The 24,351-nt window shown below is 28.9% G+C and carries 21 protein-coding genes; 17 read left to right on the top strand and 4 right to left on the bottom strand.

All coding sequences use genetic code 11. The features are described 5' to 3' along the window. The first annotated feature begins 222 nt into the window (after positions 1–222). From ABD941_RS12645 to ABD941_RS12565, 17 genes are all read left to right on the top strand, one after another. Positions 223–1,206, top strand: coding sequence for an SDR family oxidoreductase (locus ABD941_RS12645; protein ID WP_345274505.1), 984 nt, complete (start codon positions 223–225; stop codon positions 1,204–1,206). 7 nt (positions 1,207–1,213) lie between these two features. Then, positions 1,214–2,593, top strand: coding sequence for a nucleotide sugar dehydrogenase (locus tag ABD941_RS12640; protein WP_345274504.1), 1,380 nt, complete (start codon positions 1,214–1,216; stop codon positions 2,591–2,593). Positions 2,594–2,599: 6 nt separating this feature from the next. Continuing rightward, positions 2,600–3,877, top strand: coding sequence for a nucleotide sugar dehydrogenase (locus ABD941_RS12635; RefSeq protein ID WP_345274503.1), 1,278 nt, complete (start codon positions 2,600–2,602; stop codon positions 3,875–3,877). An 84-nt stretch (positions 3,878–3,961) separates the two neighbouring features. Then, positions 3,962–4,906 carry a glycosyltransferase gene (locus ABD941_RS12630; RefSeq protein WP_345274502.1) on the top strand — a complete coding sequence of 315 codons (945 nt, stop codon included), beginning with the start codon at positions 3,962–3,964 and terminating at the stop codon, positions 4,904–4,906. A 14-nt stretch (positions 4,907–4,920) separates the two neighbouring features. Further along, a complete protein-coding gene (locus tag ABD941_RS12625; RefSeq protein ID WP_345274501.1) occupies positions 4,921–6,456 on the top strand; it encodes a hypothetical protein in 1,536 nt (511 codons plus the stop codon). A 47-nt stretch (positions 6,457–6,503) separates the two neighbouring features. After that, entirely contained in the window at positions 6,504–7,697 is a 1,194-nt protein-coding gene (locus ABD941_RS12620; RefSeq protein ID WP_345274500.1) for an O-antigen ligase family protein, read from the top strand. A 95-nt stretch (positions 7,698–7,792) separates the two neighbouring features. Beyond that, positions 7,793–8,869: a glycosyltransferase gene (locus ABD941_RS12615; RefSeq protein ID WP_345274499.1), complete on the top strand. Its 1,077-nt coding sequence runs from the start codon at positions 7,793–7,795 to the stop codon at positions 8,867–8,869. Positions 8,870–8,882: 13 nt separating this feature from the next. Then, positions 8,883–10,040 (top strand): glycosyltransferase, encoded by a 1,158-nt coding sequence (locus tag ABD941_RS12610; protein WP_345274498.1) that lies wholly within the window; start codon positions 8,883–8,885, stop codon positions 10,038–10,040. Between the two features lie 11 nt (positions 10,041–10,051). Beyond that, complete coding sequence (gene asnB / locus ABD941_RS12605) at positions 10,052–11,947, top strand: asparagine synthase (glutamine-hydrolyzing) (RefSeq protein WP_345274497.1); 1,896 nt, start codon at positions 10,052–10,054, stop codon at positions 11,945–11,947. After that, on the top strand, positions 11,948–13,111 hold the full coding sequence (locus tag ABD941_RS12600) for a glycosyltransferase family 4 protein (protein ID WP_345274496.1): 1,164 nt from the start codon (positions 11,948–11,950) through the stop codon (positions 13,109–13,111). A gap of 222 nt (positions 13,112–13,333) precedes the next feature. Then, a complete protein-coding gene (locus ABD941_RS12595) occupies positions 13,334–13,954 on the top strand; it encodes a sugar transferase (RefSeq protein ID WP_345274495.1) in 621 nt (206 codons plus the stop codon). 7 nt (positions 13,955–13,961) lie between these two features. After that, entirely contained in the window at positions 13,962–15,002 is a 1,041-nt protein-coding gene (locus tag ABD941_RS12590; RefSeq protein ID WP_345274494.1) for an ATP-grasp domain-containing protein, read from the top strand. Between the two features lie 38 nt (positions 15,003–15,040). Continuing rightward, entirely contained in the window at positions 15,041–16,111 is a 1,071-nt protein-coding gene (locus tag ABD941_RS12585) for a peptidoglycan bridge formation glycyltransferase FemA/FemB family protein (RefSeq protein ID WP_345274493.1), read from the top strand. A 26-nt stretch (positions 16,112–16,137) separates the two neighbouring features. Further along, complete coding sequence (locus ABD941_RS12580) at positions 16,138–16,869, top strand: class I SAM-dependent methyltransferase (protein WP_345274492.1); 732 nt, start codon at positions 16,138–16,140, stop codon at positions 16,867–16,869. Positions 16,870–16,893: 24 nt separating this feature from the next. Next, a complete protein-coding gene (locus ABD941_RS12575; protein ID WP_345274491.1) occupies positions 16,894–18,141 on the top strand; it encodes a GNAT family N-acetyltransferase in 1,248 nt (415 codons plus the stop codon). A 5-nt stretch (positions 18,142–18,146) separates the two neighbouring features. Continuing rightward, entirely contained in the window at positions 18,147–19,082 is a 936-nt protein-coding gene (locus ABD941_RS12570; protein ID WP_345274490.1) for a hypothetical protein, read from the top strand. 27 nt (positions 19,083–19,109) lie between these two features. Beyond that, on the top strand, positions 19,110–19,892 hold the full coding sequence (locus tag ABD941_RS12565) for a formyl transferase (protein ID WP_345274489.1): 783 nt from the start codon (positions 19,110–19,112) through the stop codon (positions 19,890–19,892). Between the two features lie 17 nt (positions 19,893–19,909). On the opposite strand, the gene ABD941_RS12560 is transcribed toward ABD941_RS12565, so the two are convergent. Genes ABD941_RS12560 through ABD941_RS12545 form a run of 4 tightly spaced genes read right to left on the bottom strand, consistent with a single transcriptional unit; the run spans position 19,910 to position 24,298 of the window. Further along, positions 19,910–20,155 (bottom strand): acyl carrier protein, encoded by a 246-nt coding sequence (locus ABD941_RS12560; protein ID WP_345274488.1) that lies wholly within the window; start codon positions 20,153–20,155, stop codon positions 19,910–19,912. 9 nt (positions 20,156–20,164) lie between these two features. Further along, positions 20,165–21,673, bottom strand: coding sequence for an AMP-binding protein (locus ABD941_RS12555; protein ID WP_345274487.1), 1,509 nt, complete (start codon positions 21,671–21,673; stop codon positions 20,165–20,167). A gap of 12 nt (positions 21,674–21,685) precedes the next feature. Beyond that, entirely contained in the window at positions 21,686–22,786 is a 1,101-nt protein-coding gene (locus tag ABD941_RS12550) for a hypothetical protein (RefSeq protein ID WP_345274486.1), read from the bottom strand. Positions 22,787–22,846: 60 nt separating this feature from the next. Further along, positions 22,847–24,298 (bottom strand): MBOAT family O-acyltransferase, encoded by a 1,452-nt coding sequence (locus ABD941_RS12545; RefSeq protein ID WP_345274485.1) that lies wholly within the window; start codon positions 24,296–24,298, stop codon positions 22,847–22,849. Between the last annotated feature and the right edge of the window lie 53 nt (positions 24,299–24,351).

Genomic DNA, 24,351 nt, shown 5'->3' with positions numbered 1-24,351 from the left:
TATTGTTGTGCTAATACTTTATAAACGAATAAAAACTTTATGAAATTTAAAAGATATTATATTTGTTTTCAATAGATTAACGCATGTTTTTATCGATTTAAAACCTTATTTATTTATTATTAACGATTTTTATCGTAAAAAACACTTCGTTTGTATAATAATACTAATTGTTAAAATATTTTTTTTCATATTTGCATCTACTTAAAATCAAACCCAAGTCGAATGATTGAAATATTACAAAACAAAACTATATTAGTTACTGGCGGTGCTGGTTTTATAGGTTCTAATCTATGCGAAACACTATTAGCAAATAATATCAATACAGTCTGTTTAGATAATTTTGCAACTGGTAAACGTGAAAATATTGAGCCTTTTCTTAAAAATGAAAATTTTAAACTTATAGAGGGTGACATTAGAAACCTTGAAAATTGCCATGAGGCATGTAAAGGCGTGGACTTTATTTTGCATCAAGCGGCTTTGGGTTCTGTCCCTAGATCTATAAATGACCCAATAACAACCAATGATGTAAATATTTCTGGTTTTTTAAATATGCTTGTTGCCGCTAAAGATGCAAAAGTAAAGCGATTTGTTTATGCTGCAAGCTCTTCAACTTATGGTGATTCTGAAGCTTTACCTAAGGTGGAAGATAAAATTGGGAAACCGCTTTCCCCTTATGCTATAACGAAATATGTAAACGAATTATATGCTGACATCTTTAATAAAACCTATGGTTTAGATACTATAGGCTTACGTTATTTTAATGTTTTTGGAAGACGACAAGACCCTAACGGTGCTTATGCTGCTGTAATTCCTTTATTTGTAAAGCAATTTATTGCCCATGAATCACCAATGATTAATGGTGATGGCACGTATTCAAGAGACTTTACATATATAGACAACGTTGTACAAATGAATCTTAGAGCTATAACAACCAAAAACAAGGAGGCTTTGAATAACGTTTATAACTGTGCTTATGGAGAAAGAACAACACTAGTAGAATTAACAACATTGTTAAAAAAATATCTGTCAGAATTTGATAATAGCATTAAAGATGTTGAAATCAAATACAGAGAAAATCGAGCTGGTGATATCCCCCACTCTTTAGCATCTATCAATAAAGCAAAGGAGTTACTAAATTACGATCCAAAATTTGATATCAGTAACGGCTTAAAAGAAGCGGTTTCTTGGTATTGGAACAACTTATAATTATATTATGGAAATAAAGAACATATGTTGCATAGGAGCTGGTTATGTAGGAGGTCCTACTATGGCAGTAATTGCAAAAAAGAATCCACATTTAAATATTACTATTGTAGATATAAATGCCGATAGAATTGCGGCTTGGAACCATCCAGATTTATCAAAACTGCCTATTTATGAACCAGGACTAGCAGACATAGTAAAGGATACAAGAGGTGAAAATTTATTTTTCTCAACCGATGTTGATTCAGCTATTAACAACTCTGAAATGATTTTTATATCTGTTAATACACCAACCAAAACCTATGGAAAGGGTAAAGGCATGGCTGCTGATTTAAAATATGTTGAGTTATGCGCAAGAAACATTGCTAAAGTTGCTAAAACAGATAAAATAGTAGTGGAAAAATCCACACTTCCAGTTAGAACTGCAGAGGCTATTAAAAGCATACTGCATAATACCGGAAATGGTATAAATTTTCATATACTTTCAAACCCTGAGTTTTTAGCAGAAGGAACAGCAGTAACAGATTTATTAAACCCTGATAGAGTATTAATAGGTGGTGAATCAGAAGAAGCCATTGAAAGTTTAGCTAAAGTTTATAGCAGTTGGGTACCCGAAAACAATATTTTAAGAACCAATCTTTGGTCATCTGAATTATCAAAATTAACTGCAAATGCCTTTTTAGCGCAACGTGTATCTTCTATAAACGCTATTTCAGAATTATGCGAAAGTACCGGAGCTAATGTCAATGAAGTTGCCAGAGCTATAGGTATGGATTCCAGAATTGGTTCAAAATTTTTAAACGCATCCGTAGGGTTTGGCGGTTCTTGCTTTCAAAAAGATATCCTAAATTTAGTATATATTGCTAGAAGTTATAGCTTAAATGAAGTTGCAGATTACTGGGAGCAAGTTATTATAATGAATGATCACCAAAAAAGGCGTTTTTCTGATAGGTTGATAAAAACACTATACAACACTGTTTCTGGTAAAAAAATTGCCATGTTTGGTTGGGCTTTCAAAAAAGACACAAATGACACTAGAGAATCTGCAGCTATATACGTTGCCGATCATTTACTAAATGAACAAGCCAATATTTCTATTTATGACCCTAAGGTTTCAGAAGAAAGAATTTTAACTGATTTAAATTATTTGAATACGAGAACTGAAGCTGAAAATCGAAATGGAGTTTCATACACAGCTTTACCACTTGATGCTGTCAAGGATGCTCATGCCATTGCTATTATGACAGAATGGGATGAATTTAAAGCCTACGATTGGCAAGATATATACAATCAAATGCAAAAGCCTGCTTTTATATTTGATGGAAGAAACTTATTAAATAAACAAAAAATGGATGCCATTGGATTTGAATACTATTCAATAGGTCAATAATTAATTATGAGTAAAGATAAAATCGCTATTATAGGTTTAGGCTATGTAGGTCTACCCTTAGCCAGACTTTTTGCAACAAAATATAATGTTGTTGGTTTTGATATTAACCAAAATAGAATTGATGAATTATCAAATGGAAATGATTCTACTCTTGAAGTTGAATCTGATGTTTTAAAATCTGTTTTAAAATCAGAACAGAATGATAATATTGGTCTTATTTGTTCATCGAATCTTGATGATATCAAGGACTGTAACTACTATGTAGTGACGGTGCCTACACCAATAGACAAAAACAACAGACCCGACTTAACCCCACTTTATAAATCTAGCGAAACTGTTGCTAAGGTTCTAAAAAAAGGCGACATAGTCATCTATGAATCTACCGTTTATCCTGGTGTTACTGAAGATGAATGTATTCCAGTTTTAGAAAAAATAAGTGGGTTGAAATTTAATGAAGATTTTTATGCAGGATATTCACCAGAACGTATAAACCCAGGTGATAAATTACATACCGTAGATAAAATTTTAAAAGTTACTGCAGGTTCTACTCCAGAAATCGGCAAAAAAGTAGATGCACTATACGCTAGTATAATAACTGCTGGAACCCATCTTGCTCCTACAATTAAAGTTGCCGAAGCTGCTAAAGTTATTGAAAACTCACAACGCGATATAAACATCGCGTTTGTAAATGAGTTGGCTAAAATCTTTAACTTGATGGATATTGATACACATTCTGTTTTAGAGGCTGCAGGCACTAAATGGAACTTCTTGCCTTTTAAGCCAGGTTTAGTTGGTGGCCACTGTATTGGTGTTGATCCCTATTATTTAGCTCAAAAAGCACAAGAAGTAGGATACCACCCAGAAATCATTTTGGCAGGACGTAGAGTTAATGATAGTATGGGGCAATATGTAGCTTCAGAGATTATTAAACTTATGGTACAAAAAGATATTCGTATTAAACAAGCTAAAATTTTAGCTCTAGGAATAACATTTAAAGAAAACTGTCCTGATGTAAGAAACACTAAAGCAGTTGACGTTATCGATCAGCTTAAAGGTTATGGTACAGATGTTACTATTTATGACCCATGGGCTAATCCTGAAGAGGTTTTGCACGAGTATGGTTTAAAAACTGTTCAAAATTTACCTGATGAAACATTTGATACTATAGTCCTAAATGTTGCTCATAATGAATTCCTTGATTTGAACTTAGAAAATCTTCTAAATTCAAAAGGTCTTATTTATGACGTAAAAGGAATTTTAAAAAAATCTGACGGACGCTTATAATAAGCACAAAAGGTTTTATACTAAAATCTTTATCAGAAATAAAAGCCTTTATAAACACTTATTGATAACCAAAAACATTTAAACATGAAAGACAAGATTAGCATCATTGTACCTGTTTATAATGTTGAAGCTTATTTAGAAAGATGTATCGATTCTATCATAAACCAAACATACAAAAACCTTGAAATCATATTGGTTAATGATGGCTCTACAGATAATAGTAAAATTATTTGTGAGCAATATGTTAAAAAAGATCCTCGTATTGTAGTTGTTAATCAAGAAAATAGCGGCTCAAGCATTGCAAGAAACACTGGATTAGATATAGCAACTGGTCAAATCATATCGTTTATAGATAGTGATGATTATATTGATAATTCTATGCTAGAAAAAATGGTTCAACATATGATTGCAAATAATCTTGAAGTTGTAGAAATTGAACCTAATGTTTTGACAAGAAATAAAGTTTTTGATAATAAGTTTACGATTGAGGATAATATTTCTGCTATAAAAAGAATCATAACAAACACCAGTTTTTCTGTTTGGAGGAGAATTTATAAAAAATCTCTAATTGAAAACATGAGGTTTATTCCCAAGATAATACATCAGGATGTGTTTTTTACTATTGATATATTAAATAAAATATCTAATATAGGATATTTAAATAGTCCGCTTTACACATATAATACTGATAATATAAGTGTTATACGAAGTAAGTATACTACTAAAAAAATCGATACCGGTATAAGAGCAACTGAATACATAATTAAAAATGTCCCTGTTAATCCTCTATTAAATGAAACTGTAAATAATTATGTGGTCTATTATTACACTGACCATTATTTTCTATTGAGTCGTAACAGAGGAGTTGATGCTAAACAGTATTATAGAAAAAAGCTAAAACAAACAATAATTAATACTGTAAGTATAAAAAATATTTCGTTTAGAATAATAATTGTTATTATATTACCAATAAAGGTTACTGAATTTTTATATTCTGCATACCAATTTATTACAAAAATCAAAAAATAAAGGCAAACCTAATAATGTCTAGATTAAATTTAACACTAAAAAATGGTTGGATTGCCCTAGTTTTTCAACTGGTTTATATAGTTGTTCAATTTTTTGCGAGAGATATTTTTTTGGATAATTTAGGTGATGAATTTGTAGGGATAGAAGGCACACTAAAAAGTATGCTCATGTTTTTAAATTTATCAGAACTTGGTATTGGTACAGCAGTAGGCTTTTCACTTTACAAACCTATTTTTGAGAATAATAGAGCAAAGATTAACGAGATTATTGGTTACTTAGGCTATTTGTACAAAAAAATAGGCCTATTTGTTTTAATAGCAGGGATTACCCTTATTCTATTTTTCCCTTTGTTCTTTAAAGAAACTGATACCCACTTAGGCCTAATTGTATATTTGTTTTTCTCTTTGGTTGTAGGTAATTTACTAAATTACTTTTTTACCTACCACATGTTTCTTTTAGAAGCTGACCAAAAATCATATGTAAATATTAAAATTTATCAAACCATACACATTGGAAAGTTAATCGTTCAGTGTTTCGTACTTCTGTATTTTAACAGTATTATTATCTGGATATCTTTAGAACTTATAGCGCCTTTTGTTGGTGTATTTATTTTACGTAGAAAAATAAAACAAATATACCCTTGGCTTCTTTTTAACTTCACAACCACTAAAGAGGTTAAAGAAAGAAACAGGCCATTACTTAAAAAAATTAAGCAAATCAGTTTTCATAAATTAGGCAGTTTTGTAACAACAGGAACAGATAACATAGTAATATTCGCATTAATAAACCCAGCAGCTGTGGCATTTGTAGGTAATTATCAAATGGTAATGGGTAATATAAATATTCTTGTAAACAAATTATTTCATGGTACAAATGCAAGTGTTGGCAATTTAGTGGCAGAAAATGACATTAAAAATATGCTTAAAATATTCTGGGAAATGATGGCTTTACGTTTTTTCTTTGCAGGAACAACATTGTTATTAATGTATATAGGCCTCGATGATTTTATTATTATTTGGCTAGGCGAAAAATACTTACTATCACATAAAATTCTCATAGCTCTTGTAATCATATTCTTTATTTTTCAAACTAGGCAACCTGTAGATAGTTTCAAACAAGCTTATGGTCTATATGACGATATTTGGTCACCAGTAGTGCAAAGTATTATAAATTTAATATTCTCAATTATTTTTGTCTTAAAATATGGTATACTTGGTGTGTTTATTGGTACAATAATAAGTCAATTTGTTGTAGTCATGCTATGGCGGCCATATTATCTATTTGCCAAAGGCTTTAAAGTAAGTACAATGCTATATTGGAAAGGATTTATTCAACATTTTATTTACCTTACATTTACAGGTGGTGTGTTTTATTTTATATTTCATTTGTTTGACACTGAAATGAGCAAAAGTATAATTATGTTGATAATTAAGTTGACTAAGCTTGGAATTGTTTTTTTATTGATATACTTTATAGTTTTAAGATTATTTAGTAAAGGTTTTAAAGATTTAATCAACCGTTTTTACCCACTCATTAAAAATAGGTTCTAAATAACATATCTAATGATTAAATTAGTTCAAATATAAATAATAGTGAAATGAAATATATTCTTGGTGTATTATTAGTTTTATTTGCGTCCTATGCCGATATTTTTTTATTTCGTATTAATATTATACCAGTTCCTCCTGCCTCATTTCTTATTCCTTTGTTTCTTATTTTATTTTTGCTGAAATACTCTATAAAAGATTTTTCAAACACATTCAAAAGTCATAGTTTTAAGTTCTTATTCTTTATATTTATTATTTCTATAATTTATTCCGCTTTTACTAAGTCTCCGACTTCGGTAATTATTGATGAAATCATATTAAATATTATCACCCTAATATTATATTCATTTACGCTTCACTTCTTTATGGTTGAAGACAAAAAAACGGTCATTTTTGTTTTAGCTACTGCCCTATTAGTCTTAGGAGGAAGTGTAATCTATGATTTCTTTATTGGATTACCTGCGTATAGTAAAAAATTGTCTGAAGCAGTAAGAAAAGGTGGGTTTGGTGAAAACCCTAATCAAGCAGCATCAGGAATAAAATTTTTAGCAATTGGGGTTTTAGTTTTAATAAATAAAAACAAAACCTCCAGATACCTTGCAATAGTATTCATGTTAGTAACCGTTTTTCTAACACTTTCAAGAAGCGGCATGGCTTCTGTTATACTTATCTTGGTATTTGGAACAATGAATAACTGGAGTTCTAAATTTAAAATTAACCCCAAAACAGCTTTTATAAGTTCTTTTAAACTGATATTACTATTATCAGTATTATTCATATCATTACTTTCCTTTTCAGAAATCATTAAGGAAAATTTTCCAGCTTTTTCTAGAGGGGCTGCTGGCGAACGAATGGATATGTTTCTAGGAAAAAGCAAAGTTACTGTTGACGAAGGTGGTGCAAGCGGCGGTAGGGCACTAATATTATTCAAATATTGGAATGATTTTCAAGACAACCCATTGGGGTATGGTACTGGCTACACATCCGATAAAAGGTTTAATGGTTTAAATACACATAATTATTTTTTATCTTTAGCTGTTAATTTTGGTATTTTAACATTGTTAGTATTCTTGTTTTATCTTGGATATGGCGCAAAGCTTTCTTTTGAAACTCCTCAATTTTATTATTTAATTTTTTTAGTTTTAATTATTTTTGAATGTTTTATTTATCACAATATTTGGTATACAAGAACTTTACTTATTTCATTAGCTTTTTTTGATAGTACCTTATATAAAAAATATTAAGTAAAGATTAAATGATAGATTCAAAACTATATATATAGTGCTTGAAAACTAACAAATTGATATTAAAAAGATTATTAAGCACATTTAATTTATTAATGAAAAAGAAAACAAAAATTATTTTTATTTTACCATCATTAGCTTCTGGTGGAGCCGAAAGAGTTATTTCTTTTGTGTCTCAAAATATTAATAAAGAAATATTTGAACCTATATTGTTAATTGCTGGTTACCAAAGTGAGACAGCTTATGACATTAAATCCATTAAAATAAATTACTTAAATAAATCTAAAGTTCGTTTTGCAATACCTTCAATTATTCTATTTTTAATTAAACATAGAGCCGATATAGTTTTAAGTTCTATTTCGCATACCAATGAAGCTATGTCGCTCATTTCTCCTCTTTTTAGAAAAACTAAATTTATTGGTCGCGAAGCCACTATTTTAAGCCATCGAAAAAAAGAAAGAAATAAAAAAAAATGGTCGCCTTTCTCTTTTGTTTTAAAGAGATTAAAAGATTTTAAAAGACTGGATATGATTATATGTCAATCAAGAGATATGGCAGAAGATATGATAAAAAATTATCAAGTGCCAAAGCATAGAACATGTATCATAAATAATCCTATTTCAAGCCTACCTCCTGTAAAGAGCAGTAGAGTAATAACTGAAACCAAAAAATTTATTACTGTTGGCAGACTTACACAGATAAAAGGACATCTAAGAATTTTAGAAATGCTTTCTAAGCTTAAAACCCCATTTTTATATACAATTATTGGAGATGGAAATTATAAAGATGTGATTTTTGAAAAAGCTAAAAAACTGTCACTTTTGAAATACATCAAGCACATCCCCTTTACGACCAATGTTAATGACTATCTTGCCGAAAATGACATGTTTTTACAAGGTTCTTATGTAGAGGGTTTCCCTAATGCATTGCTTGAAAGCTGTGTTATAGGAACTCCTGTTATCGCATTTAATGTTCCTGGCGGTACTAAAGAAATTATTGAAAATGGTATTAATGGTTTTTTAGTTGATGATGAAACAACTTATATTAATATGATGGAAGATGTCAGAGAATGGGAGCCTGATGAAATTAGACAATCTGTTTATTTGAAATTCAATAAAGAAAAAATAATAGAACAATATGAAAAACTATTTATAGATATTCTAAAAAAGTAAACACCTTTTTTGTATGACGAATTTTAAAAAAAACATAAGTATTCTAAATATTACCTTAGCAGGTGGTGGTGCAGAAAAAGTAATTAGTTTATTATTGAAAAAATTAATTAATGACTACAATGTAACTCTGTTTCTGTTATATAATGATATACATTATGATATTCCAAAAGAAGTAACTATAGTTATACTCAATAACCAAAACGCTTCAAATAAATTTGGGTATATTAAAAAAATATTAGCTCCAATTATTTTACAAATAAAATTTTTAAGAGAACTTAAACGCAGAAAAATTAATATCTCTATCTCTTTTTTGGCCTATCCAAATTTTCTAAACAGTATAGCTTCAATAAGGTATTCTAAATTAAAAACTGTTATAAGTGAACGGGGTTATCCATCAATGAATACAACATCAAAAATTTCATTTTATATTTCAAAAATCTTTTATCCAATTTTATACAATAGAAATGATGTCTTGTTTTCTAACTCTATTTATATTAATAAAGACTTAAAAGAAAACTTTAAAGTAAAACTTCCTTTAAAAGTTATTTATAATCCAATTATCATACCCTCTTCCAATGTATTACAAAACACTATTGTTCCTAAAGAAGAAGATTTAAAAGTAGTAACGGTTGGTAATCTTTTTAAAAGTAAAAATCAAAAGATGATTATTAATGCTATTTCTTTATTAAAAGGTGGATATAAATTATCAGTCTATGGTGAAGGCCCCTATAAACAAAGCCTTAAAGATTTAATTAATGTAAAAAAAATGAGTGATAGCGTTTTTTTAGAAGGTAAGGTGAAAAATATAAATCATTATCTCATTAAACATGATTGTTTTGTTTTATCATCGCTTAATGAAGGTTTTCCTAATGCTCTTTTAGAAGCAATGGCAATAGGCTTGCCATGTATTTCTACAAACTGTTTATCTGGACCTTTGGAGCTTTTAAATAAAAACTCAGATCCAATCACTATTAAAGAAGGTTCTTTTTATAAAGGAGCATACGGATTGCTTGTCAATAATAATGATGAAAAAGGCTTAGCTGAAGCATTAAATTATTACAAAGAAAATCCAAGTATAAGAAGCGAATATGGTAAGTTAGCTAATCAAAAAGCAAAAGAATTTGAACTTGATAATATTTATAAAAAATTCAAAGAACTTATTAATTTTTAGGATATAAAATTATGTGTGGAATTAACGGATATATAAAATTTAACCATGAAAGTAAAGAGCAGCTAAATGCAGATATGAATACAATGAATAAGCTCATTTTTCATCGTGGACCAGATGAAGATGGGGTGTTTTCAGAATCCAATGATTCGTATTCAATTGCTATGGCAATGCGACGATTATCCATTATAGATTTAAGTTCAGGTAAGCAGCCTATTTATACAGATGACAAAAAAATAGTCATAGTTTTTAATGGTGAAATTTATAATTATAGAGAATTAAAATCTAAATTAATAAATGAGGGTGTTACATTTTCGACGACAAGTGATACTGAAGTTATTTTAAAATTATATGAAAAATATGGGGTCGAATCATTCAAGGAACTGGATGGTATGTTTGCCTTTAGTATCTATGATAAAAAGAAAAACAAGTTATATATAACTCGTGATTTTTTTGGAGAAAAACCCTTGTATTATTATAAGAGTGACAATCAGCTTATTTGGGCTTCAGAATTAAAATCCATTGTTAGCGTATTAGATAAAAAACCGGCAATTAACAAAAGGGGACTTAATTTATATTTTAGATTAACCTATATACCTGCGCCATATACTATATATGATAACATTCATAAACTTGAACCTTACCACTATATAGAATACGATTTAAGCACCCACAATTTTTCTATTAACGCAATAGATATAGAAATTGAGCCTAAAACGAGAAAGGTTTCATTTGATGAAGCCAAAAAAGATGTAAAAGCCTTGATGTATGAAAGTGTTGTTAGTCGGTCTGTTTCCGATGTTCCTATAGGAACCTTTCTGTCTGGTGGTGTGGATTCTTCAGTAGTATCCTTATGTCTTTCTCAATTTAAATCCACTCCAATTGACACGTTTTCAATAGGGTTTGAAGAAAAAGGGTTTGATGAAACCGATAAGTCACAAATCGTTGCGAAAATGTTGAAAAGTAATCATCATGAGTTTATTATTAGTGAAAAAGACTTAGAAGAGGACATATCAAAGATTTTATTGAATTTTGATGAACCCTTTTCAGATTCATCGTCTTTACCAACATTTATTGTATCAAATAGAACTCAAAAATATGCAAAAGTAGCTTTAACTGGTGATGGTGGCGATGAAGTTTTTGGAGGCTATAATAAATATTACATGGGCAAAATGAATGATAGATACACGAAATTCATTCCAAAAGCACTCCATGGTTCGCTGGTAAAACTAGGGACTCCCCTATTAAAAACATCAACAGATAATAGAGGTAGGAAATATAAAATCAACAGATTATTGAACTCAGTAAATTATGAAGGTGATTACTACTGGGATATAATTTCTCTTGGACACACACAAAATAGCTTGCACAAATACCTGTTACCTAATTTATTAGACAATGATATATTTTCATCTTACATTAAAAGCACAGGTATAAAAGGCCCCAAAACACTTACCGAATTCAGAAAAATAGACAAGCACATTAGTTTAGAAGGTGATATGTTGGTTAAAGTGGACAGAACCAGTATGTTAAATTCATTAGAATGTAGAGCGCCTTTTTTAAATAAGAAAATTTGGGATTACACAAACACACTGCCCGAAGATTATTTAATGAAAGGATGGGACAAAAAATACATTTTAAAAGAAGCTTTTAAAGATCAGTTTCCTGATGAATTTTTAAATAAATCAAAAAGCGGGTTTGGAGTGCCAGTCGGTAATTGGTTACGCTCTTCACTAAGAAAAGAGCTAGAAAGTTATATTATTGAAAAAGAACTTATTGATCAAAATATTTTTAATGTAGATGAAATAATAGAATTGGTAAAAAACCACCTGTCTAGTAAAGAAGACAATTCATTTAAAGTTTGGAATTATTATTGTTTTCAAAAATGGTATTTTAACACGTATAAGTAAATGAATATAGACAAGAAAAAAATAATTAGAATAACAACAGTTCCAGGTTCATTAACAACTCTACTAAAAGGTCAATTAAGCTATGTTTCTAAACATTTTGAAGTTGTAGGCATAACTTCTAAAAGTGGAAGCTTAAAACAATTAGAGGAATTTACTAAAAATGAAGGCGTAAAAGCAATTACGGTCAATATGACCAGAAAAATCACTCCAATTAAAGACCTAATTGCATTATTTAAACTCTATAAAATATTAAAAAAAGAAAAACCATTTATTGTACACTCACACACCCCCAAGGCTGGAACTTTAGGCATGATAGCTGCTAAAATGGCAAGGGTCCCAAATAGGCTGCATACCGTTGCTGGACTACCATTAGTTGAGTCAACAGGAATCAAAAAAAAGGTACTCATAACTGTTGAACGTATTACCTATAGATGTGCGACCAAAGTATACCCCAACTCATTTGGTTTAAAAGATATCATTCTAGATGAAAAAATAACTAAAAAAGAAAAAATTAAAATCATTGCTAATGGTAGTTCTAATGGTATAGACACCAATCATTTTGATCCTAACCTCTATAATAATAAACAAAAACACACGCTTAAAAACGAACTAAAAATTAAAGAAAACGATTTTGTTTTTGTTTTTGTTGGCCGATTAGTAAAAGATAAAGGAATTAATGAACTTATTGAAGCTTTCGATAAATTAAGTACTGAATTTAAAAACATAAAATTGCTTTTAATTGGTGGTGTTGAAAAAGATTTGGATCCTTTATTACCAGAAACCACAAATACCATAGATATAAATCCAAATATTATAGCAACAGGATGGGCAGCCGATGTTAGACCTTATTTTGCCATATCAAATGTTTTGGCATTTCCTAGTTATCGCGAGGGCTTTCCTAATGTTGTTATGCAAGCCAGTTCAATGGAACTAGCTAGTATTGTTACAGATATTAATGGATGTAATGAAATTATAAAACATGAAGAACATGGATTTATCATTCCAAAAAAAGATATAGATTCATTATATCAAGCCATGGTATATGCACTTTCCAATAAAGAAATATTAAAAAAAATGGGTGTAGAATCAAGGCAAAATGTTATCAATAATTACGAACAAAAAAATGTTTGGCAAGCCATTTTAGAGGAATACAAATCATTATAAAACATTATTAATCGTTACATATAAATCTACTAGAAAAACTTATTTATATGTTTTTCTACTTAATGTCATTTCACAAATACTATTTCATTTGATGTAATAAACCTATTATTATTTAGTTTTCATCGAGAAAATAATGATTAAGACCAAATATTACAATAAACATCGAAATTTAAAAAAGATAGCATTATTTTTGAATTAGTATAAAATTTATTTTGAAGAAAAATGTATAAGAATTTTTTTAAAAGAATTATTGATTTCTTTTTGGCGTTTACAGGGTTAATTATGCTTTCCCCAATAGTATTAATAGTGTATTTAATATTACTTTTTATTAATAAAGGAAATCCATTTTTTTATCAAAAGCGTCCTGGGAAAAACGAAAAAATTTTCAGCATCATAAAATTTAAATCAATGACCGATAAAAAAGACAGCAATGGAAAATTGTTGCCAGATGCTGATAGAGTTACCAAGTTTGGCTCATTTATAAGAAAGACATCACTTGATGAAATACCTCAGTTAATTAATATCATAAAAGGTGATATGAGCCTAATTGGACCAAGACCTTTAAGAGTACATTACCTACCCTATTATACTCCCGAAGAAAAAATAAGGCATTCTATAAGACCTGGCGTAACAGGCTTAGCTCAAATTTCAGGTAGAAATTTGTTAAGTTGGGATGATAAACTAGCAAAGGACATCGAATATGTTAATAATTTATCATTTTTAACAGACATTTCCATATTTTTTAAAACTATTAGAAAAGTATTCGTATACGATAATACATTATATGACCCGAATATGTTAGATTTGGAAGAATTAAGAAAATCTAGCCATCAGAATTCTTAATAAACCTATGATGCAGAACATACTTTTTACATGTGCAGGAAGAAGAAACTATCTTGTAAACTATTTTAAGAAAGCTTTAAATGGTCAAGGTAATGTTATAGCTGTCGACGAGCAAATGCATGCGCCAGCTCTTATGGATGCTGATTTATCCTTTGTAGTTCCCAGTATCTATGATAAAAACTATATTTCTACATTAATAAAGATTGTAAAGGAAAACGCCGTTACGGCCATCATTTCATTAAATGATTTAGAATTACCGATAATAGCAGATAATAAGGGTTTATTTGAGCGCAATGGAGCAAAAGCAATCATATCCTGCCCGTCAATAATTGATACATGTTTTGATAAATGGGAAACATTTAATTTCTTAAAAAAATCAAAGTTCAATACGCCAAAAACATATATTGATCTAAATAAGGCAATAAATGATATTGAAGATAAAAAGCTAGAGTTTCCATTGGTTTTAAAACCTCGTTGGGGAAGCAGCTCTATTGATATTAATTATCCAGAATCCATTGAAGAATTAAAACTTACGTATAAACTTCTGGTCATTAATCTTAAAAAAAACGTATCAAATAAAAGCACCTTAGAAGGTGTAGAACAAACCATTTTAATTCAAGAAAAACTTGACGGTATTGAATATGGAATGGATATCCTTAATGATTTTGATGGTAACTATTATGGCAGTTTTACTAAAGAAAAATTAATTATGCGCTCTGGAGAAACCGATAGAGCAAAATCAATTATAAACACCCAATTTGAAGCATTGGGAAAAAAACTAAGTCAAGCCTTAAAACATATTGGTAATTTAGATTGCGATGTATTTCTAGTAAAAGACAAACCATATGTTCTAGAACTTAATCCTAGATTTGGTGGAGGATACCCGTTTTCTCATGAATCAGGAATAAATATTGCAGCCATATACATAGCATGGCTTAATGGGCATACAAATTTGTCTCAATACAATAATTATAAAGAAAATATTATTTTTTCTAAATATGATAGACTAATTAAAAGTATTGGTGCAGAACAAAGGTTCTTTAACTAAAGTTTATATGTTTCTATTAACTTTAATTAAAGTATTAAATGATTAACAGTAAAAATGAATTAGTGAAAATAGAAATTCTAACAGAAAAGAAGGAATGGAATGAATTTTTACAAAGTGTAGATGACTACGGTTTTTATCACACTTACGATTATCATCAAATTTCAAAATCAGAATCAGATAAAGCTGTTTTAATTAAATATACCAATAACGACATCTTTATTGGCTTGCCCTTATTGATAAGAAAGATAAATGGCTCTGATTTTTATGATGCCATATCAGTTTATGGGTATTCTGGACCTATAGGCAGTAAAACACCTTTAAATTTCAATACATCAAATTACGAGCAAACCCTACTTGATTTTTTTAATAAAAAGAAGATTGTTAGTGTTTTTGTAAGGCTAAACCCGTATTTAACATTTCAGAATATTCTTTTTTCAAATTTAGGTGAATCTTCTTATTTTGGAAAGTTATCTTATTTAGGAAAAATAGTCAATATCAATATATCAAAACCATTAGAAATACAAAAAAGGGACTATCAAAGACGATTAAAAACCCATGTAAACAAAGCTAATAGGCTTTTAACATTAAAGATTGCTGAAACTAAAGAAGATTTTCAAAAATTCAAAACTTTATATTACGAAAATATGAAGCGCATAAATGCCAAAGACCTTTATTTTTTTAGTGATGACTATTTTGAAAGTTTTAATTCTTCTAAAGATTTTAAAACCGAGGTCTTACTTGCTATTGATAATGAAACAAAAAAAGTAGTATCTAGTTGTATGTTTATAAAAACAAACACTATGGTACAATACCATTTATCTGGTTCTGACGAAAAGTTTTTACATTTAAATGGAACAAAATTCCTTATAGACCAAATGAGAATAAAAGCGACCAAAGAAGGTTATAAAAATTTTAATCTTGGCGGCGGTTTAGGAGCCAATGAAAATGATTCCTTATTTCGATTCAAATCGTCATTTTCAGATGAATATCATCCATTTTTTGTTTGGAAACTTATTACAAATAAAGAAATATACGAGGCTCTATGCAAGAAAAACAAAGTTCATGATAAAGAATCCTCTTTTTTCCCTTTGTATCGTTTAAATGAGTAGCTTATAGCTAAATAGCAGTAATAATTATGCAACATAAAGACTTAAACAAAGTACTCTATTCAGATATATTATTTAAAGTTTGGTCTGAAAAAAAAGAGTTATTGCCAATTGAAGATTATTTAATAAAAAAATATCTACTCAATAAAAAAGGAAAGGTTTTAGAGGCTGGCACAGGTGGCGGTAGAATTATTTTCGAAGTCGAAAAATTTGGCTTTACTACCCTTGACGCTTTTGATTATGTAGAAAATATGATTAAGTTCTGTAATGAAAAGAAAAAAAAAATTAATTCTTCAATAAATTTTAGAGTTGCAGATACCGCTAATCTTATTGATTATAACGATAATGAATTTGATTATCTAATCTATTTGCAACAAGTTTTATGCTTTATGAATGAAGATTTAATGACTCAAAGCCTAAAAGAAGCCTATAGAATTGGCAAAAATGATAGTACATACTTATTTTCTTTTCTTAATTGGAACGTTAAATTTTATAATCCTATATTAAGTTGCTTAGTTAACCTATTTAGGATTTTTAGAAATGAAAAAACCAATAAATATAAATTACCTTGGCTAAAAATTGGAAATAAATTTAATTGGAAGTTCTTGAATGCAAACCAGCCACAAAATATTTGGTTTAAAGAAGATAGAATTATTAAAACGCTTAGAAATTCAGGCTTTTCAATTATTGAAATCGAGAGTCAATTAATGCCAAAAGATAAAGTTGGCCATCTACATGTCATTTGTAAAAAAGCGTATTAAATTTCAATCATTTATTAATTTTAAATGAAAACAAAAAACAGTCCCTTTAATGCAAATACCTTTCAAGAAATTTGGAAGAAACATTTTTTTAAAAATAAACAAATAAAAAGATTTCAGTTTATTGAAGGTACTTCATTTTATAAAAGTAAATTACCCGCTCTATTTTTTAATATTGGCAAAAACTTAACAAAAGGAAATTATTATAAAATACATAACCACAAAGATTTTGAAAATAAAACCTTTGTAATTTATGATGTTTTAACAGACACAGAGCAGACAGTACATAACTTACCAAAAAATTTAAAAATTCTAAAATCAGTTCAATACCCAGGTTTCTTAATACATTTAAACAAGTTTAAAAGTATTGATGATTATCTGTTAAATACGTTTAGTAAGAATACCAGAATGAAAATGCGCAAATTTAATAAGCGCTTAGATACATGTTTTGATATATCTACAAAAATGTTTTTTGGAGATATTGATAAAAAACAATATGATGACTTATTTGATTCATTTTTGGAACTTCTACAAAAAAAGTTTTCTGATAAGCAAATTTCATATAACAACTTAGAACCTTCCGAATGGAATTTTTACAAAGAAGTTGCTTACCCTTTAATTTTAGAAAAAAAAGCATCTCTTTTTGTTGTTTATGACAATCAAGTCCCAATAGCTATTACATATAATTACCATACTGAAAACACGCTAATAGATGCCATAACTGTTTTTGATGTTGATTATTCAAAATTTAACATGGGCTATGTAAACAACTTAAAATTAATTAGTTGGTGTTTTGATAACCAAGTACAAACACTAGATTTTTCTAAAGGGTATTTTGATTATAAGAAACGAATGTCCACCCTTGAATACAATTTTGAATATCACATTATTTACGATATTAATTCTATAGTATCAAAAAGTATTGGGTTTGCTTATTATGCTTTTTTTGAATTAAAAGCTTATATGCGAAAAAAGGGTTTAGATGTTAAGTTTCATAAATTCACATATTTTCTTAAAAACAAGAAGCAAGCTAATACACAAAACTTAAACGCTAAAACAACTAATCTTAATAACTTATCCGATTTTAAAGATTTAGTAAAAATAGATATTAAAAAGGATACCAATTATAATTTTTTAATAAAACACGTTAACAATTTTCTATACTTAAATATTAAGTCTTATCTCGATATTAATGTTTTTAAGCTTAAAAATCAAGAAGATACGTATGTGATTTCGAGTGATTCTAGTGCTCAGCAAATTAAATTCATGAAATAGAGTTTATGAAAAAGCTTTTTATAAAATGTACACTATATATATTCTTTATAATAATTGCTTTAGAGCTTGTAGTTCGTGTTTTTCACTTATATAAAGATGTTCCAATACGTTATATTGATGCCTATGACGTCGAAAAAAGCTTACCAAACCAAACAGGATTTGCCGTAACAGGCAATAGAAGACAAAATTATTCTGAATATCATATAAACAGTTTTGGTTTTAATTCTTATCGAGATTTCCAACCATCTGATGATAAAACAGAAATAGCTTTAGTTGGAGATTCTTTTATAGAAGGTATGCACCAGAATTATTCTAATTCAATAGGTAAAAAGATTGAAGGTTTATTAAAAAATGTAGAAGTCTACGAATATGGATATGCAGGCTATGATTTAGCAAACCAATTGTATTTAATTCAAGCTTATCAAGAACATTTTAAGGCTATTGATCACATCATATTTTATATAAAGTACAACAATGATTTAGATAATTCTGCTTATACACCCAATTATCAAAGAATAAAACTACTAAAATCACCTTTGTTTAAAATCAGAGATGAGTTTAAACTACTGGCTTATGCCTCTGCTATTGGAATTGTAGATCCTATTAAAGATATGGCTATTAATATTATTAAGGAAAAACCAAAATCAGTAAGTGAATCCGAAGAAAGAGATAAAGACTTAAAAAAATTAGAGAATTTTAAAAGCTTAATTAATACTTTTGGTTTTGATAAAAATAAAATGGCTTTTTTATTAAATTCTAAAACGAGCAGTCCCCTTTTTTTAGAGTATTGTAGAGAAAATGGATATCCAATTATTGACTTTGCCCTACCTTTTGAAAATTCAAAAGAGCCTCCTACTCTAATTTACGACTTGCATTGGAATAATCATGGAAGAACTATTATAGCTAACGTCGTAGCCGATTTTATAAAAGCAAAAAAATAATTCTATAATTTACTTTATTAAAGCTGCATGGAAAAGAAAATAATAATGATAGTTGGTGATTGGTACTACCCAAAAATGGTATATGAAAATTTAAAAGCTGAATTTAATATTGAAAGTATTATTATAGACAAGGGTGAACCTACATCAAAATTATTAAAACGAAGGATTAAAAAACTTGGGATTATTCATGTTTTAGGGCAATTGTTATTTAGACTTTTTGCAGTTTCATATATAAATATCACATCAAAAAGAAGGTTTCAAGATATTTTAGACCGAAATAATATAAAGGAATCGCCTTTTGAAGCCAAAAAAACGAATGAAGTCCCTTCTATAAATTCTGATGCAGGACGAGCGCTTCTTAAAAAACTAAACCCAGATATTGTTATTATTGTTACCACCAGAATTCTATCAAAAAAAACGTTAGAGAGTATTGATGCTAAATTTATTAATATTCATTCAGGAATGACACCTTTATACAGAGGTTTACACGGTGCCTATTGGGCTTTAATAAACAAAGACAATAATAACTGTGGTGTAACGGTACATTTAGTAGATGAGGGCATTGATACGGGAAATATCCTTTACCAAGATACTATAACGGATACCATAACGGCTAAAGATAATTTTATGACCTATACCTATCTGCAATTAGCCAAAGCATTGCCATTGTTAAAAAAAGCTATAAAGGATATTCAATCTGATAATATGAAAACCAAAATTAATAGCAAAGAATCTATAAACAATAAACTATACTATCATCCAACATTGTGGTTTTACTTATACAATAGATGGTTTAAAGGCGTTAAATAAAGATGGGGGTGGCTTACTTAAGCTGCTAATTCTTTTTCAATAATAGCCATTAAATCGCCAACATTTTCCATAGACATTAAGTCCATAAGCTTAAATTTAATGTTAAAGGATTTTTCTACTTCATTAATAATAAGCAAATGTGTAATAGATTCCCACCCATCTACATCTTTTGCTGTTGTTGTTTCATTTAGCTCAAAATTATCATGCTCTAATATTTTTACAAATGATGTTTTTATATCAGCTAACATATCATTTTTATTCATACCTGTATTTTATCCTATTAATTCTTTTAGTTTTTTTCTATCTAGTTTCCCGTTGCTATTATACGGAAACTTATCTAAAAAAAACACTTTATTGGGCACCATATATTCTGCTAATTTTTCATTCATATAAACCAATAAATCTGTGGTGTCAAATTTACTACTTTCTATTACTAAAACAAGCTCGTCATTATTACTAGAATTCTTAACATCAATTACAACTAAATTCAAAGCATTTGTAGATGCATGATTTCTAGCATGGTATTCTATTTCCCCTAACTCTACTCTATACCCTCCAATCTTTACCTGAAAATCTTTTCTTCCAACATACATATAAAAACCATCTTCATCTCGATAACATAAATCTCCAGTTTTATAAAATCGCTTTGCAACGTCTAAATCCGTTTTATTTATAAAAAATGAAGATGCATTCAATTTATCATTTTTCCAATACCCTTGAGTAAGTTGATTACCTGCTAAACACAACTCCCCTTCTACATTATCATCAGGAAGGACGTTATTATTACCATCCAATATAAGGTAATCTACATTTTTAAAAGGTTTCCCTATTGACAACACACCATTATGGGATTTATTACTATCAGCTATTTTATAATTATAGTAGCCACTACAAACTGTAAACTCGGTTGGCCCATAATGGTTCAGAACTTTACTATTTGGTATGCATTTAACCCATTCATCAACTATGTCCTTATATAATTTTTCACCTCCAAAAACACAATACCTAACCGATGTTGCATTAATTTCCGGAAAATATGGTCTTAAATAATAAATTATTGATGGCACCATTTTTAACACGGTTAGCTTGTGCTTTACCAACAACTTAAATACATATAAATATTTTATGACATTTGATGGCACTGTATATGCACAAGCACCAACTAAAAGTGTAGGCAAAAGTGCTGTTAATGAAGCATCGAATGTTAAATCATACATTTGTAAACACCTATCGGAAGATTTAAGCTTGTACTCATCGTCAATATCAAGTTCGTTAAAAAGTGCATTTAAATTTTTAAAACTTATAGGAACACCCTTAGGGTTTCCAGTGCTACCACTAGTAAATAAGACATAGGCTATACTTTTGTCATCAAACTTAACAGGTTCGAATAATGATAATGACTGAGTAGTATTTTCAAAATGGTTTATATTTAATACTTTGAATGACGTAAAATCTGTTTTTTGTGAAGAATCAAAAACATAGTGTACATCTATGGCCTTAAAAATAGCCTCATTTCTACTTATTGGAGCAGTAGGGTTTACTGGAATATATGCTTTTCCCTCCATCCATATCGAAAAAATCGTAGCATAGGTTTCTAAATCATTGTTAGTCACCAAGCCTATAAAGGATTCATTATCAGCAATATGATCAGCTATAATTTTTCTGGTTTTTATAATACACGCTAATAAATTTTCATAAGTATAAAAGACATCATTTATACAAAAAACATGCTTTTCTTTGTTTTGTACAAAAGCGTTGTATAAGCTATTAATCAAGTTCATAAGACCACTAAATTAGAAAAAGTTACCGTCTTGATCATTCACAACTACATTTTTAAAAGACTCACCAACATCATTATGAACAAGAGAGAACAGCTGCTTAGCATCAGTATATACAGCCAAGTATCTATTATTTATGCGTTCCCCTAAAATACTATTTTCGGTTTGAAGTAGGGTGCATTTTGTTTTTATAAAATTTTTAATCAATGCATCTACACAGTCATCAAAATGGTTGTCATTGGCGCAAAAATACCTTACTATAAATCTATTTCCTGAAACAAATCCTGATATAAAACCAATCGTTTTTCTTTCTTTCTTTACCAGAAAATTTAAATTATATATGTTATTAGCTATACTAGATAATAAACAAGTATTATTTGGCTTATTCGCTTCATCATTTACAACATGATACTGTTTATTACTTATTTGCCAATTAATATAGTCTTGTGTTTTTGGTATGATATCATGGTAACACTGTTTTTCAATAAAATGCCAAGTGTTTTTGTCTATGGAAGATACATACGCAAATTCTAAATTTCTAGTTTTTTGTTTATTCTTTAATGTGTTAATTGATGAAATCATTTTGTGTGAGATTCTATCAAGAACTTTCAATAGAGTCGCTATTTTTTTAAGGCTTTTCTTTTTGTAAATCAGAATATCGTAATCTAAACTAAAAATGATGATATAGCGTTTTCTTTCAGAAAATTTAGTAAAAGGTTGCTTTTCATAATAGGCTTTAGTATTATCGCCTAAAAACTTTATGAGCACTTGGTTATTAGATTCTTTAAGCGATATACTTTTAGCATATGTAGGAAGAATGGTGTCTTTATAGGCATCTTTTGCCCACCATCTTTGACTCCAAAATATGTTTTTTACACCATCATTTTTGGTTTTGACCCAATCTGGAACTAAAGATACAAACGCTACAATGGCATGGTTTTCATAACCTAGAACAGCCAATATATCATCATCTTGCGCACGATTGTTTTCAATCATCCATTTTGCCTTGTTTTTAGAAAAAGGCGCTTCATATGTATTGCCCCAATACTTATTTTGATGAATGGCTTCTTTGAGATTTTTTTTTGTTAAAGTTATGACCTCTAAGTTATTATTCATTAAATGGATGTTTGCTATTTTTAAGATTTAAAACTAAAATAATATATATTTAACTTGTAATTAGAATTGAAAATATATAAATGATCGGTCCATATTGCTATCATAAAATAAAAGCATTCCCAAAACTACAACTGTATAAGCAATAAATCTAACGACTTTGGATTTAAATTTAAAAGGGGAACGTTCATCTTTTCTAATACGGTATTCATACAAAACAAATAATATTATAAGGATATAATAATCAATCATTCTATAACCCATTGGATGCTGGTAAACGTCATATGAGGAATTAGAAAATAAACGTTCTATAAAAGCAAATGCATCTGTAATGGAATTAGACCTGAAAAATATTCTAGAAAATGTAACTATTATAAATGTAAGTAGCACCTGCCCTATTTCTGTTAATGTTGGGAAAAATGAGTTTTCACCCACTACACTATTTTTATAAATTGTATTCCTTCCCATTAAAAACACGGGGATAAATACCAATGCATGAAATGCTCCCCAAAAAATAAAGGTCCAATTAGCACCATGCCAAAACCCGCTAATTAAAAAAACAATTATAATATTCCTAACAGATTTTAACTTGCTAACCCTAGAACCACCTAACGGAATATAAATATAATGTCTAAACCAAGTTGAAAGCGACACATGCCAACGTTGCCAATATTCTGCAACATTTCTTGAGAAAATAGGAAATTTAAAATTAGACATTAATTCTATTCCAAAAAGTTTAGCCGTGCCAATCGCTATGTCTGAATAACCACTAAAATCGCCATAAATCTGAAAACTAAAAAAAACAATACCTAAAACTAGTGTCGATGCTGGGTATGTATGATAATTAGCAAAAACATCGTCGACTATAAGGCCTAGTGAATCTGCAATAACTATTTTTTTAAACAAACCCCATAAAATAAGCTTTATGCCGCTAACGGATTGATTATAATTAAATATTCTTTTGTTTTGGATTTGGTGTAATAAATTAGAAGCACGCTCAATCGGACCAGCAACTAATTGCGGAAAGAAACTTACAAATGTGGCAAAGGATAAAAAATCTTTTGTTGGTTTTAGTTTTTTATAATAAATATCAAACGAATATGACATGGTCTGAAACGTATAAAATGAAATTCCAACTGGAAGAATAACTTTTAGCGTCCATGTACTTTTTAAAGTATAGCCCATCATGGAAAACATATCAATCCACGAATCGACAAAAAAATTATAATATTTAAAAAATCCTAAAAGACCAACATTAAAAAACACACTAACCCATAGCCATTGTTTTCGTTTTGATTGTTTACTATTAGCATGAATATTTAAGCCAACAAAATAATCGACTACAGTACTTAGTAGAATTAATGAGAGGAATCGCCAATCCCACCAACTATAAAAAACATAGCTTGATATTAAAATCAGGATATTTTGGGTTTTAAGGTTTTTTTTTAAAAGCCCCCAATACAGTATAAATACTATAAATAGAAATATAAAAAACTCTAATGAATTAAATATCATAGAAAGTCAAGATAAGCGCATTATTTTATATATATAAACAGGATACTAAAAAG

It is taken from the genome of Flaviramulus aquimarinus (assembly GCF_039543205.1).
Classification (GTDB): Bacteria; Bacteroidota; Bacteroidia; order Flavobacteriales; family Flavobacteriaceae; genus Flaviramulus_B; species Flaviramulus_B aquimarinus.
Note: the sequence above shows the minus strand (reverse complement) of the source record. Positions and strands in the feature narration are given on the sequence as shown.

What these genes read in the sequence shown, in the direction of transcription:
- ABD941_RS12570 (WP_345274490.1), top strand. Translation starts at nt 18,147, where the DNA reads ATGAAAAAGCTTTTTATAAAATGTACACTATATATATTCTTTATAATA.
- ABD941_RS12640 (WP_345274504.1), top strand. Translation starts at nt 1,214, where the DNA reads ATGGAAATAAAGAACATATGTTGCATAGGAGCTGGTTATGTAGGAGGT.
- ABD941_RS12550 (WP_345274486.1), bottom strand. Translation starts at nt 22,786, where the DNA reads ATGAATAATAACTTAGAGGTCATAACTTTAACAAAAAAAAATCTCAAA.
- ABD941_RS12645 (WP_345274505.1), top strand. Translation starts at nt 223, where the DNA reads ATGATTGAAATATTACAAAACAAAACTATATTAGTTACTGGCGGTGCT.
- ABD941_RS12580 (WP_345274492.1), top strand. Translation starts at nt 16,138, where the DNA reads ATGCAACATAAAGACTTAAACAAAGTACTCTATTCAGATATATTATTT.
- ABD941_RS12555 (WP_345274487.1), bottom strand. Translation starts at nt 21,673, where the DNA reads ATGAACTTGATTAATAGCTTATACAACGCTTTTGTACAAAACAAAGAA.
- ABD941_RS12625 (WP_345274501.1), top strand. Translation starts at nt 4,921, where the DNA reads ATGTCTAGATTAAATTTAACACTAAAAAATGGTTGGATTGCCCTAGTT.
- ABD941_RS12575 (WP_345274491.1), top strand. Translation starts at nt 16,894, where the DNA reads ATGAAAACAAAAAACAGTCCCTTTAATGCAAATACCTTTCAAGAAATT.
- ABD941_RS12560 (WP_345274488.1), bottom strand. Translation starts at nt 20,155, where the DNA reads ATGAATAAAAATGATATGTTAGCTGATATAAAAACATCATTTGTAAAA.
- ABD941_RS12585 (WP_345274493.1), top strand. Translation starts at nt 15,041, where the DNA reads ATGATTAACAGTAAAAATGAATTAGTGAAAATAGAAATTCTAACAGAA.
- ABD941_RS12635 (WP_345274503.1), top strand. Translation starts at nt 2,600, where the DNA reads ATGAGTAAAGATAAAATCGCTATTATAGGTTTAGGCTATGTAGGTCTA.
- ABD941_RS12620 (WP_345274500.1), top strand. Translation starts at nt 6,504, where the DNA reads ATGAAATATATTCTTGGTGTATTATTAGTTTTATTTGCGTCCTATGCC.
- ABD941_RS12595 (WP_345274495.1), top strand. Translation starts at nt 13,334, where the DNA reads ATGTATAAGAATTTTTTTAAAAGAATTATTGATTTCTTTTTGGCGTTT.
- ABD941_RS12610 (WP_345274498.1), top strand. Translation starts at nt 8,883, where the DNA reads ATGACGAATTTTAAAAAAAACATAAGTATTCTAAATATTACCTTAGCA.
- ABD941_RS12630 (WP_345274502.1), top strand. Translation starts at nt 3,962, where the DNA reads ATGAAAGACAAGATTAGCATCATTGTACCTGTTTATAATGTTGAAGCT.
- ABD941_RS12615 (WP_345274499.1), top strand. Translation starts at nt 7,793, where the DNA reads ATGAAAAAGAAAACAAAAATTATTTTTATTTTACCATCATTAGCTTCT.
- ABD941_RS12545 (WP_345274485.1), bottom strand. Translation starts at nt 24,298, where the DNA reads ATGATATTTAATTCATTAGAGTTTTTTATATTTCTATTTATAGTATTT.
- ABD941_RS12590 (WP_345274494.1), top strand. Translation starts at nt 13,962, where the DNA reads ATGATGCAGAACATACTTTTTACATGTGCAGGAAGAAGAAACTATCTT.
- ABD941_RS12600 (WP_345274496.1), top strand. Translation starts at nt 11,948, where the DNA reads ATGAATATAGACAAGAAAAAAATAATTAGAATAACAACAGTTCCAGGT.
- ABD941_RS12565 (WP_345274489.1), top strand. Translation starts at nt 19,110, where the DNA reads ATGGAAAAGAAAATAATAATGATAGTTGGTGATTGGTACTACCCAAAA.
- asnB (WP_345274497.1), top strand. Translation starts at nt 10,052, where the DNA reads ATGTGTGGAATTAACGGATATATAAAATTTAACCATGAAAGTAAAGAG.